The sequence below is a fragment of the Flavobacterium sp. N502540 genome, from assembly GCF_025947365.1.
Taxonomy (GTDB): domain Bacteria; phylum Bacteroidota; class Bacteroidia; order Flavobacteriales; family Flavobacteriaceae; genus Flavobacterium.
Genome location: NZ_CP110012.1, coordinates 1,350,632 through 1,363,438, shown reverse-complemented (window position 1 = coordinate 1,363,438; position 12,807 = coordinate 1,350,632). Strand labels below are relative to the sequence as shown.

11 protein-coding genes are annotated in these 12,807 nt (G+C 36.4%); 3 read left to right on the top strand and 8 right to left on the bottom strand.

Annotation, left to right across the window (positions count from 1 at the left end; genetic code table 11):
* Positions 1–91 precede the first annotated feature (91 nt).
* The 8 genes from OLM58_RS06135 to OLM58_RS06100 all read right to left on the bottom strand — a co-directional run bounded on the left by OLM58_RS06135 (position 92) and on the right by OLM58_RS06100 (position 9,426).
* Positions 92–838, bottom strand: a complete 747-nt coding sequence (locus OLM58_RS06135; protein WP_017497450.1) for a tetratricopeptide repeat protein — start codon at positions 836–838, stop codon at positions 92–94.
* Positions 839–895: 57 nt separating this feature from the next.
* Positions 896–2,650 (bottom strand): BatD family protein, encoded by a 1,755-nt coding sequence (locus tag OLM58_RS06130; RefSeq protein ID WP_264531598.1) that lies wholly within the window; start codon positions 2,648–2,650, stop codon positions 896–898.
* 121 nt (positions 2,651–2,771) lie between these two features.
* Positions 2,772–3,545, bottom strand: coding sequence for a tetratricopeptide repeat protein (locus OLM58_RS06125; RefSeq protein ID WP_026110087.1), 774 nt, complete (start codon positions 3,543–3,545; stop codon positions 2,772–2,774).
* Between the two features lie 42 nt (positions 3,546–3,587).
* On the bottom strand, positions 3,588–4,622 hold the full coding sequence (locus OLM58_RS06120) for a VWA domain-containing protein (protein WP_264531597.1): 1,035 nt from the start codon (positions 4,620–4,622) through the stop codon (positions 3,588–3,590).
* A gap of 73 nt (positions 4,623–4,695) precedes the next feature.
* On the bottom strand, positions 4,696–5,697 hold the full coding sequence (locus OLM58_RS06115; RefSeq protein WP_264531596.1) for a vWA domain-containing protein: 1,002 nt from the start codon (positions 5,695–5,697) through the stop codon (positions 4,696–4,698).
* Positions 5,697–7,331, bottom strand: coding sequence for an EGFR-like transmembrane domain-containing protein (locus tag OLM58_RS06110; protein ID WP_264531595.1), 1,635 nt, complete (start codon positions 7,329–7,331; stop codon positions 5,697–5,699). The genes OLM58_RS06115 and OLM58_RS06110 overlap by 1 nt, the downstream gene beginning before the upstream one ends.
* A 146-nt stretch (positions 7,332–7,477) precedes the next feature.
* Positions 7,478–8,341 (bottom strand): DUF58 domain-containing protein, encoded by an 864-nt coding sequence (locus tag OLM58_RS06105; protein WP_017497456.1) that lies wholly within the window; start codon positions 8,339–8,341, stop codon positions 7,478–7,480.
* Positions 8,342–8,421: 80 nt separating this feature from the next.
* Positions 8,422–9,426: an AAA family ATPase gene (locus OLM58_RS06100; protein ID WP_017497457.1), complete on the bottom strand. Its 1,005-nt coding sequence runs from the start codon at positions 9,424–9,426 to the stop codon at positions 8,422–8,424.
* Between the two features lie 223 nt (positions 9,427–9,649).
* On the opposite strand from OLM58_RS06100, the gene OLM58_RS06095 reads away from it, so the two are divergent.
* The 3 genes from OLM58_RS06095 to OLM58_RS06085 all read left to right on the top strand — a co-directional run bounded on the left by OLM58_RS06095 (position 9,650) and on the right by OLM58_RS06085 (position 12,795).
* Entirely contained in the window at positions 9,650–10,522 is an 873-nt protein-coding gene (locus OLM58_RS06095; RefSeq protein WP_070906413.1) for an aldo/keto reductase, read from the top strand.
* Positions 10,523–10,660: 138 nt separating this feature from the next.
* Positions 10,661–11,413, top strand: coding sequence for an SDR family NAD(P)-dependent oxidoreductase (locus OLM58_RS06090; protein ID WP_264531594.1), 753 nt, complete (start codon positions 10,661–10,663; stop codon positions 11,411–11,413).
* A gap of 230 nt (positions 11,414–11,643) precedes the next feature.
* Positions 11,644–12,795, top strand: a complete 1,152-nt coding sequence (locus OLM58_RS06085) for an ATP-binding protein (RefSeq protein ID WP_264531593.1) — start codon at positions 11,644–11,646, stop codon at positions 12,793–12,795.
* Positions 12,796–12,807 lie beyond the last annotated feature (12 nt).

Below are 12,807 nucleotides of genomic sequence, written 5' to 3'. Positions count from 1 at the left end.
AATTTCGAAGTGATTGATACCCATACAAAAAAATCCCAAACGCCATTTTAAGATTGGTATTTGGGATTTTTTTATTTGATTTTTCGAAGATTTATTTTACTTCCCGAATGGTCGAGGCATCAATCCAGCCTTCTGTTCCATCGGTTAATTCTATTTTTTTCCAGCCTCCAACAGTTTCCAAAACATATACTTTGGCTCCTTCGTGCAGTAAAATAATTGCAGAACCTGCTTTTTGAGGTTCGCTGCGAACTTCACTTAATTCGGCAAAAACAATTGCAGGACGGTCGTTATCAAAATGATTTTTTTCAGACATTCCCGCTGAAACACTTAAAAGCAAAGCAATCAAAAGAACAAACATTCCAATGAAATAAATTCTTTTCGAAAGAGTAAGCTGTGAGAAATAATATCCGATAAAAGTCAGTAAAAAAGCAAATGCGATTGCGATAGAAATTATTGCCCAGGTGTTGTAATCGAAGATTCCGGTAAAATTCTGAATCAGTTTTGCAAAACCTACTTTTGGGACTTCTTTAATTTCATCGATGGTTAGTTTTTTTGCAAATTTTAAGTTGTTTAAGGTCTCCGAATCATGTGGTTTTAAAACCAGTGCCTTTTCGTAATTATATATCGAAGGAGCTACTTTGTTTAATTTATAGTAACTGTTCCCTAAATTAAAATACAATTCTGCCGATTGCTGTTTGTCTTCTTTGATAATACTTTCATAAACATCAACCGCTTGCTGATATTGCCCTTTTTGATATAGCGCATTTCCTTTTTCAAAGCTGCTTTGAGCAAAGAAAATCTGAGTGATTAGTAAGAAAAGATATACTATGTTTTTCATCTTATTGTCGGTAAACCCGACAGATTTTTAAAACCTGTCGGGTTTGATTTTTTAAGTTTAAACGATTTGTTTCTCTAAGTCCGAAATGATCAGAACAGCTTTATCAAAATCCTGTTGGATTGATGTACTCGATGCCGGAGCATATCTCGCAAATTCACAGTTTTCAGTCAGATTAATAAAACTTTGAACCGATTCCGGGTTGGCATTTCTGGACAGCAGTAAGTCGCTAATATTATCTTTACTCATTTCTGAAGTTTCGATATGCAGTTTCGCTTTTAGGAAATTGTGCATCGCTTTTTCCAGAGCAATATAAAACGGTTCTTTGTTGTTAAGTTGTTTTTTAGCTTCCGATAGATATTTCTTCGCCAGCTTATTGTTCATTTTAATACGGTTTCCGGTAACGTCACCGTCAATTGCTTCTTTTCTTTTCTTAGCCAGAATAATGATTGGCAGAATTACGAAAGGCAGATACAATAGGGCGTAATATAAATTAGAGCCGTAAAAATCATTTTTAGCGATCGAAACTAAAGTGGTTTTAGGTTTGATGTACTTAAACTGTTCTGCTTTTGCAATTGTATTTGTAGCTGCATGAGCAGGGGCATTTGCCGCAGATGGCATTGGACCGTCTAAAACGTCAATCATGATTTCCTGTGAAGTGATCGTTTTGTACGAACCTGTGCTCAAATCAAAATAAGAAAACTGCATGGGTTTGATTGCGTATTTTCCTTTGTACTGCGGAATAATGGTGTACTTGTCGCTTATTTTTCCGGACATTCCCGAAAGTGATGTGGTTACTTTTTCATCGTGAACCGGATCGTACATCTCTAAGGCATTAGGAACGACAGGTTTTGGTAAAGTAAACAATTTCATATTTCCGTTTCCGGCTGCGCTCACAAACAAATCAAGACTTTCTCCGCTCTTTAAGGTTGTTTTAGAAGGGGTAACCGTAAAATTAAATTTACCTACAGCGCCGCCAAAACCTTCAGGTTTGGTAGCTTCCGGTAAAGGTCGAACGTTGATTGTTTTGGCTCCGGCCGAAACCACTTTGTTGTCGTCGCTTACAATCATCTGGCCAAACATATCACGACGGTTGGTAGGCAATTGCACGCCTATGTCCAGTGAAAGTGGTTCAATAGTAAGTCTGCCTGATTTTTGAGGATACAAAATGGTCTTTTTCAAGACTACATAATAACATCTTTGCCCTTGATAACTTCCCTGTTCAACTGCAAGTTGTTTGATATCGATATTCTGATTCCAGAAGTCGTTGTATTTAGGTTTAGCCAACTCTTTGAACCCGGTTACATTGATATAGTTGAAATACAGTTTGTAAACAACAGTTATCGGTTCGTTCAAATACGGATTTGTTTTTGAAATTTCGGCTACAAGATGCAGCATTTCATCACCTGTACTTGATCCTTGAGGTCTGTCATTCGGGTCTCTTTCCTGTGCAACGGCATTGGTTACCACAATTTTTAAAGGTGCCGTTTTGTAGATCTGACCATTGTATTCAATAGCGGCTTGTTTGATTGTTACCGTCCCTTTGTGGTCGGGCTGTAAGATATAAGAATAGATTTTTTGAAAAGAACTTCTTCCATTAATCCAGGACTGACTTATTTGCTGGCTTGGTCCGGCTACAACTTTAAAACCATCAAAAGAAGGCTGGTCAAAGTTGTCCCCATCAACATTCATGATGAAGTCAATACGAAGCCTTTCGTTTACTCCAAGCGTATTCTTGCTTACTTTGGCTTCAAATTGAACTTGAGCCATAAGCCCCTGAAAAGTGAATAGTAATAGAATTAAATATCTTTTCATTACTTGTTTAATCTTTTTTTATGTTGAATCGTTTAATTGGTAATTTGTTGAATCGTTTTTCTACAGTTTTGCTTTTTGTCCGAATTAACAGTTAAACGAATAAACGGTTAACCTCAAAATCCTACCAGTCTTTTTCTGTTTTTTTCGGGTTACCTTTTACTTTTTGAGCGTTGACTTTGTCCTGAATTTTCTTTTCTTCGTTGTTCACGGCATCCAGCAAATTCTGAACTCTTTCTTTAGATATACCTCCAGGCATTGGTTTTGGCTCCCCTTTGTTGTCTGATTTGTCATCTTTCTTAGGGTCATTTTTACCGTCTTTTTTATCCTTGTCTTTATCGCCTTTGTCGTCTTTTTTCTGATCGTCTTTTCCGTCCTTTTTGTCTTTGTTGTCGCCGTCTTTTTTCTGATCGTCTTTTTTGTCGTTCTTTTTATCTTTATCCTTGTCCTTGTTTTTGTCGTTTTTCGGAGGATTTTCTTTTAGTTTCTGTTTTGCCAAAGCATAATTGTAACGGGTCTCATCATCGGTAGGATCGTTACGCAAAGCTTCTTTGTAAGCTTCAACGGCCTGTGTATAATTTTTCTCTTTCATAAAAACATTCCCTAAATTGTGAAATGCTTTGTGTTTATCAGGTCTTGCTTTCGCATTTTTTATCGCTTTAGCGTAAGCAAACTTAGCCTCAGAAACCTGATTCTGTTTGTATATAGTGTTTCCCAGATTATAAGGAGCAGCAGTGCGTTTTGGGAATTTTGATTCTGAAATTCTGTAATTGGCTTCTGCGTCCGTAAATTTATTCTGCTTATATTCTTCATTGGCCTCAGGCAATGTCTTGTCTTTCTCCTGAGCAGAAACTGCTAAAGAAAATGTGAGTAAAATATAAAGAAGTAAATTTTTCATTCTAATTTTTTTATGTTTTGTTTCCGGTTTTATGGGAAACAATTATTTCTTTTCGTTAAATAAATTCAACTCTTTAATCCAGTTTGTTTTTCTTTCCAAAAGGAAAATGTCTAAAAACAACAACAGAAAAGCAAATCCGATGAACCACTGGAATTGCGATTGAAAATCGGCCATTTGAGTCGCTTCGAATTCTGTTTTCTGAATATTATTTAAGGCATTCTTGATGTATTCCAGAACTTCTTTGGTATTTCCGCCGTAAACATAACCACCTTTGGTCGCTTTTGCAATATTTTTTAAATCTTCCTGATTTAATTTTGTGGTAACGGTTTGTCCATTTTGGTCTTTTTGATAACCTCTGACTACGCCATTTTCTTTTAATGGAATGGTACCTCCTTTTTCAGTTCCAACACCGATGGTAATAATTTTCATTCCCATTTTATTGGCTTCCTCTGCAGCAGCTGTAGCACCTTCAGAGTGGTCTTCTCCGTCAGAAATCAGAATCAGTAATTTACTGGTTTTGCTTTTTTCGTCAAAATAAGTGGAAGATAATCTGATGGCTTCATCCAAAGAAGTTCCTTGTGAAGAAACCATATCAGGAGTCATGCTTTGCAGGAACATTTTGGCAACACTATAATCGGAAGTAATCGGTAAAACCGGAAAGGCACTTCCGGCATAGGCTACGATCCCGATTCGGTCACTTCCTAAATTGTTGATGATTTGAGAAACCAGCTGTTTACTTTTCTCTAAACGGTTTGGTGCCACATCTTCGGCAAGCATACTTTTTGAAACGTCAACGGCAAAAACAATATCGATTCCTTCCCGTTTTACGGTTTCCATTTTAGTCCCAATCTTTGGATTTACCAATCCGATAATCAAACAGGCAAGTGCCAAAAGCAATACCGATAATTTTAGGACAGGTTTAAAAACAGAGCGCTCCGGGCTAAGCCTTTTTACCATTTCAAGATCACCAAATTCGCGTTGTTTTTTCTTTTTCCAATACATATTAAAAAGAAAAATGCACGCCACAATCGGGAGTAAGAATAAAAGGTATAAATATTTTTTTTCGTCTAATTCCATTTTTTGATTCTAGTTCTCAGTCGCAGTCACAGTTTTCAGCTGTAAACTGAAAACTGTGACTGCGACTAAAATATTATATAAAGCTTCTGTAAACTGTATTTCTTAATCCTACTTCCAATACTAACAAAAAGGCGGCAAGTAAAACAAATACTCGGTACTTTTCGTCGTAATCGTAGAATTTTAGTTCCTGTATTTCGGTAGTTTCGAGTTTATTGATGGCACTGTATATTTCGGCTAATCGATCGTTGCTCGTAGCTCTAAAGTAGGTTCCGTCTGTTTTACGGGCAATACTTTTCATCAATTGTTCGTCGATTTCTACTTTTTGCATTTTAAAAAGGAAACCTCCGTTTGGTGCGTATGCGTATGGGGACGGAGCCATTCCGTTGGTACCAATTCCGATCGTGTACACCTTTATTCCGTATTGTTTCGCAATGTCAGAAGCAGTTTCTGGCTCGATAAAACCGGCATTGTTTACTCCATCAGTCATCAAAATAATCACACGGCTTTTTGCTTTACTGTCTTTTAAACGATTTACAGCGGTTGCCAATCCCATTCCAATTCCCGTTCCGTCTTGCAGCACCGTATCGTATTTGATTCCTTTGATAGCTTCTAGGATAATAGCTTTATCGCTTGTAACAGGAGTTTTGGTATAAGCTTCTGAGGCATATAAAACCAATCCAATTCTGTCGTTAGGTCTTTCCTCAACAAAATCTGCCGCTACTCTTTTTAAAGCTTCCATACGATTTGGCTTTAAATCTTTGGCGAGCATACTTCCCGAAACGTCAATTGCCATTACGATATCAATCCCTTTTGTGGTCTTGGTCTGATTACTGATGTCTACTGTTCTTGGTCTCGCTAAGGCAATAATTAAAGCGCTTAAAGCGATAATCCTGAAAACATATAAACAAGGTTTTAATTTGGTCAATAGCGATTCGCTGTTTTTGAAACCCTGAGTTGAACTCATTTTTAAAGTCGCCGATTGCTGGTTGCGTTTCCAGAAAAACCAAGCGATCGCAATTGGGATTAACAGAAACAACCAAAAAAATTCCGGATTTAAAAAAGTTATCTTATCCATTAGTTACTCGCTTTTCTAAGTTCTACAGAATTTAATATTCTGGTTGTAATATCATTGGCATAGGTGTCTCCTTCTTCGTGTAAAATCAAGATCTGTTGTAATCCCTGATCTTGTTTAAAAAGTAAAAGTTCATAATATGCTTTCGTACTTGTTTTGTCAATCGGATTGAAAACGGTCATGGTTCCGTATCCTTTTAGTCCCTGAACGCCTTCATTGGTTTGAAAATCTTCTTGTTTCACAATAATATTTTGTCCGCCCTGAGCTTCAATAACTTTTAAAGAACCTTCTAATGCTTTGGCTAAGTCAAGCTCTACAGGATTCTTAAACTTACTGGTAGAAACGGTTACGTAGAAGTTTCCAACCATGCTTCCGTAAGCGAAAAGCTGCATTTCTTTGATTAGGGCCATGGTTTCTTTCGGAAGGACTTTTTGAGTATCCATACGTTTTAAAACCTTTGGGGTTTCAATCAGGATGCCCGGGTTTCCGTACTCACTTTTTACCCATTCCCCTTCTAGTAATTCTTTTGAAGGATGACCGATTACATTATCTTTTACATAGTTAAAACCTTTTGTAACGATAAAGAAGGCGGTAGTGGCAATCAGTAAAAATAAAACAGATCCTACTGAGATCGCAATACGTTTGTTGCGTTTCTTCAACAACTGAAGTTTTATCTGTTTTTGTTTTTGTGCTTCGTTCAACAATTGATCTTCTTCTTCTACCGGTACTTCGGTTGGAATAGCATTATCAAGTGTCAGGATTACTTTCTGAATTTTATTTCGGTCTTCTGTAATTTCGAACTCTAAAGGTTTGGATTTTGCAAATTTTACCAAATCCGCCTGGCGTAAAACACGTTCTAAGTTTTCAACGGTTTCCGGTGTTAAAGTCATCTTCTTTTTGGTAGAAGCAGTTCTGATGGCCTGAATCAATTCAGAAGTGGTGCTTTCCATTGCCGGAATATGAATTGCCTCCTCGATGTAGTTTCGGGCGATATCCGTCAATTCACTGTAGTATTCTTTAATTTCTCCTTTTTGTACCAGTTCTTTTTGCTCCAGATTGTTCAATAAACTTGTCGCTTTTTCTATAGGAGTTTTGTAAACTTCCTCTTCTATCTTTTTCTTTTGATGTTTCTTAAGATACCAATAAACAAAAGCCCCGATGGCAAGAATTACAATCAGAATTAAAACATAAATCCACCAGTCACCAATCCCATTGTCTGCGGGAGTAATGTCTTTGATGTCATACATTTTTTGCTGTAAGGTATCGACTTTTACATTGGCCACTTCAACGCGAATAGAATCTGTTGCGTATGGTTTCTTGTCAATTAAAATTTTAATAGACGGAATAGTATATTTTCCGGAATCAAATTGGGTTAATCCGTATTTTTTAATCAGTTCGTAAGTGTCATTTTTCTTAACAGTGTCGATAGGATAGGATTGAATAACCTCTAACGGACCAATGTTTTTTAGTTTAGGAAAAACAACCTTAGATTTTGAACTTACAACTGTTTTAAGAGTTAGTTTAAATTCGGCACCAATTTTATTTTTTGTAGTATCAATGCTTGTCTCAACTTGTTTTTGTTGCGCAAAAACAGCTGAGGAAAGTAAAAATAAAAATATGTAAAATTTTAATTTCATTTGATTTTTGATTTCAGATTTTGGTCTAAAATGAATGCTTAAAAATGGAACACGGATGACACAGATTTAAACGGATTTTTTATCTAAAGATTCTATAATTCGTATAATCTAACAGTCTGACAATCTAAGAAGTCTAACAATCTAAATTATCTTGACTTGAAATAACCTAATAATTTGGTCACGTAATTTTCGTCGACTCTTGTATTTACGACACCAGCTCCGGATTTACTAAAAATATCCTTGAAATAATTCACTCTGTCCTGATAGTGTTTTTCGTAATTCAGTCGTACTGTTTTTGAGCCGGTATTCACCAATTGAATTTTTCCTGTTTCGGCATCAAGCATACTTACCATTCCTAAATTCGGAATTTTTTCCTCACGGATATCGTACACACGAACACCGGTGATATCATGTTTTTTAGAAGCAATTTTTAAAGTCTGCTCATAATTTTCGGCCATGAAATCGGAAATCATAAAAACGATCGCTTTCTTTTTTTGTGTTCCGGACAGGAATTTCAAAGCTTGCGAAATATCGGTTTTGTGACTCTTTGGTTCAAATTCAATTAACTCGCGAATGATTCGGAGTACATGAGAACGGCCTTTTTTTGGGGGAATATACAACTCTACATTGTCAGAGAATAATATTAAACCAATTTTATCATTATTTTGTGTAGCCGAAAAAGCCATCGTTGCCGCAATTTCGGTGACGATGTCTTTTTTAAACTGACTTTTTGAGCCAAAACCTTCAGAGCCCGAGATGTCTACCATTAAAACCATGGTTAGCTCACGCTCTTCTTCAAAAACTTTTACGTGAGCTTCATTGTAGCGCGCCGTTACATTCCAATCGATGTTACGAATATCATCGCCATATTGGTATTGACGTACTTCACTAAAAGTCATTCCTCGTCCTTTAAAGGAAGAGTGATATTCTCCCGAAAAGATATGATTACTCAGTCTTTTGGTTTTGATTTCTATTTTCCGTACTTTTTTTAAAAGCTCTTTTGTATCCATTTTATTTGTTTAAAGTTTAAAGTTTAAAAGTTTCAAGTTAGTCTTGCAACAACTTGAAACCTGAAACTTGAAACAAATTTTTAAGGTACCTCAATCTCGTTTACGATTTTGTTGATAATGTCTACAGAAGTAATGTTTTCGGCTTCAGCCTCATAAGTGATACCAACTCTGTGACGCAGAACATCATGTACTACTGCACGAACATCTTCAGGAATTACATAACCACGACGTTTGATGAAAGCATAACATTTTGCTGCGTTAGCTAAATTGATACTTCCACGTGGTGATGCTCCAAAGCTGATAAGAGGTTTTAAGTCGGCAAGCTTGTATTTTTCCGGATAACGGGTAGCAAAGATGATATCTAAGATGTATTTTTCTATTTTTTCGTCCATGTAAACTTCACGAACAGCTTCTTGCGCACGCAAGATTTGCTCTACAGAAACTACAGGATTTACTTTTTCGTAACTTCCTTTTAAGTTTTGACGAATAACGAAACGCTCTTCGTCAATTTTTGGATAATCAATTACAGTTTTAAGCATAAAACGATCGACCTGGGCTTCAGGAAGCTGATAAGTTCCTTCCTGTTCCACCGGGTTTTGAGTAGCAAGAACTAAAAACGGACGATCTAATTTGAAAGTGGTATCGCCAATGGTAACCTGCTTTTCCTGCATCGCCTCTAAAAGTGCCGATTGTACTTTTGCGGGAGCACGGTTGATCTCATCGGCAAGAACGAAATTAGCGAAAATTGGCCCTTTTTTAATGGAGAATTCGTTGGCTTTGATGTTGTAAATCATTGTTCCGATAACATCGGCAGGTAATAAGTCAGGTGTAAACTGAATACGGCTGAATGATCCCTGAACTGCTTGCGACAAAGTATTAATCGCTAAAGTTTTGGCTAATCCCGGAACACCTTCAAGCAAAATGTGCCCTTGTCCCAAAAGTCCGATTAGTAAACGCTCGACCATATGTTTCTGGCCCACAATAACTTTGTTCATTTCCATTGTAAGAAGGTCTATAAAAGCACTTTCTCTTTCAATTTTTTCATTTATCGCTCTAATGTCTAAAGTCGTTGTATTTTCTTCCATATAAATATTTTTAAAACCTTTTTAAAACGTTGATTTTTATGCCTAACTTTTGAGAGTGCAAATTGAATATTTTTTGAGAAGTAAGATGTTAAAAAATGGTTAAAACTTCGACCAAAGACCTAATTTTAAGGACGAATTGGGAATCTATTTTTATATTTTTAAGAACTTTGGTGATTATGCTTCAGAAAAGCATATTTATTACCAAAAATAACGCAATAAAACCATGAGTAAAACAGCATTATCGCCTATTATTTCGGGCACTATGAATTGGGGTGTATGGGATAAAAACCTAACGCTTAAAGAAATGGAAAACATGATACAGATCTGTATCGAAAACAAAATTACTACTTTTGATCACGCTGATATTTACGGAGCTTATACTACTGAAGCGGATTTTGGAAAAGCATTTCAGGCCAGTAAAATTTCACGTGAAAAATTACAATTAATCACCAAATGCGGTATTCAGATGATTGCCGAAAGCCGTAAAAATACAATCAAACATTACGACTACTCTAAAGAATATATTGTGTGGTCTGTTGAAGAGTCACTAAAGAAACTAAAGACAGATTATGTGGATGTTTTTTTACTGCACAGACCTAGTCCGTTGATGCAGGCCGATGAAATTGCGGAAGCCGTTGAAAAGTTAAAATCAGAAGGGAAAATTATTGATTTCGGACTTTCGAATTTTACAAGTTCTCAAACCGAATTGATTCGTCAGAAAACTGAAGTGAGCTATAATCAGGTGCAATTTTCAGCAACGAATTTCGAACCGATGGTTGACGGAAGTTTCGATTATATGCAAACTCACGGGATTCGTCCTTTGTCATGGAATCCGCTTGGAACGGTTTTTAGAGAAGACACTAAAAAAACACGTCGTTTGAAAAAGCTGTTTTCAGATTTAGTGAAGAAATACGGATTTGGTTCGGATACTCTTTTATTGGCTTGGATTTTAAAACATCCTGCTAAGGTAATTCCTATTGCGGGAACTGTTAATATTGCCAGAATTCAGTCGCTGATGAAAGCAGTAGAATTGGAAATGGATAAGGAAGACTGGTTTGCGATCTGGACGGAAAGTATGGGCGACGATGTTGCTTAATTTTTTTAAGTTTTCAGTCGCAGTTTTGAGTGTTCAGGGAAAATGCTAAAAATATTTTGCCACAGATTAACGGATTAAAGATGATTGATTAATCTGTGAAAATCTTTTAATCTGTGGCAAAAAAAATAAAAATATACAATGAAAAAAACAGTTTTAATTACTGGAGCCACAAGCGGAATTGGAAAAGCAACTGCACAAATACTGGCCAAAAACAATTTTAAAGTGATCCTTTGCGGAAGACGTATGGATCGCTTAAACGAACTTGAAAAAGAACTTTCGGAGTTTACAGCTGTACATTCTTTGGCATTTGATGTTCGGGATAAAAAGGATGTTCTTGAAAAAATTGCTTCTCTTCCTGCCTCCTTTTCAGATATTGATGTTTTGATTAATAATGCCGGAAATGCTCATGGTTTAGACCCGATTCAGACCGGTGATTTAGACGATTGGGATGCTATGATTGATATCAATGTCAAGGGACTTTTGTACGTTTCAAAAGCGGTGATTCCGAAAATGACAGCCAAAAAATCAGGTCATATTATAAACATTGGTTCAACAGCCGCAAAAGAAGTATATCCGAACGGAAATGTGTATTGCGGAAGTAAACATGCCGTTGATGCGATTACAGCCGGAATGCGAATCGACTTAAATCCTTTCGGAATTAGAGTTGGAGGGATTCATCCTGGTATGGTGGCAACCGAATTTAGTGAAGTGCGTTTTAAAGGAGATACTGAGAGAGCTTCAAATGTATACAAAGGTTTCGATCCGCTACAGGCAGAAGATATTGCAGATATTATTCATTTTGTAGTTTCAAGACCGTATCACGTTAATATTGCTGATTTAGTTGTCATGAGTACGGCACAAGCCTCGTCGACAATTGTTAAGAGAGATTAATTAGACTTCTTAGATTTTAGATCTTTAGATTAACTTAGACTTCGCAGGTTTTTTAAACACTTAGGCAGTAATCTTAAAATAGAGTTGACGGACTTCTTAAATTTTTAGATTAATTTAGGTGTCTGAGAAGTTTGGTGTTTTTTTTCCAACTCAATAATTTAACATTCTAAGAATGTCTAAAGATCTAAGCTAGTCTAAGAAGTCTAAGCCAGTCTAATAATCTAAAAAAAATGATCAACAAACGCCTTTTAATAAAAAACCTGCTCGCTCATAACGATGAGAGCAGTTTTTATGATAAGAAAAGGCAATTGAATCTGCATTCGCGGGAAGGGAAAGGGAAATTTCTGAAACATATTTGTGCCTTATCCAATTCAAACCCGACCAATAATTCTTATATCGTGGTGGGGGTGGAAGATCATGACAACGAAATCGTTGGGGATGATTTTTTTGATGACAGCCGAATCCAGAATCTCGTGAACGCCTTTTTAGAAAATCCGCCTAAAATTCAATACGAGAATGTACCGTTTCCCAATCTTCCAAAAGATAAAGTAATCGGATTGGTGACCATTAAACCCAAAAGTAAGGTCTCTTATTTTAAAAAAGGAATTCATACCATTCTTGCCAATAGTGTTTTTATGCGGCGCGGAAGTAATTCTGTTCCTGTTGAAGGCGAGGTCGAAAAGAACTATCAAAATACAGAAACGGTCATCGGGATCGAAAACAGCTCAAGAAACAGTATCCAGTACACACTTGACGGGGTAATTGATTTTATGAATTTCAGACACAAGGACATGTCGCCAAAGTACCATGTTTTTAAAGAATTATTTGTGATCTGCTGGGCGGGAGTTCCTAAAAAATCCAGAGATAAAACATTCTTGTCCCGCGTTGATATTGAGTTGATAAACGAACAGATTAAGCTTTTTTATTCTGCTCAGGATGTGGTTACGATTGTTTATGATGAAGATAGTTTTACCATAACAGAATATGTTCCGCTGGGGTTAAATGACAAGACCAGTTATTATCCGTTGGAAAAGCAAACCATTCATTTTTTTGACAACGGTTATTATAAAATTAAAAGTGAAATGCTTTTTCAGCCCCCTGAATTCAATCGGAAAATGTTGTATCATATTTACAATTCAAATATCGCTCTACTCCAAAAACTTCAGAAAGGAATCGCTTTATCAGAGCGCGAATTAAAAGATCTGGAGAATCTGCCTTCTACTTTTATGATCTGTCATCTGAATGGCTTTGAGGATGCCAAACAAAAATTGATTGATGCCAAACTGCTTTTAAAACCTTTTGGGACTATTTACCTGTCATTTAAAGAGGCGCTTCGAGTTTTGCGTAAGATGAAATATGATGTTCAGGAAGGGGCTAAATAGAGGTTCTGAGTT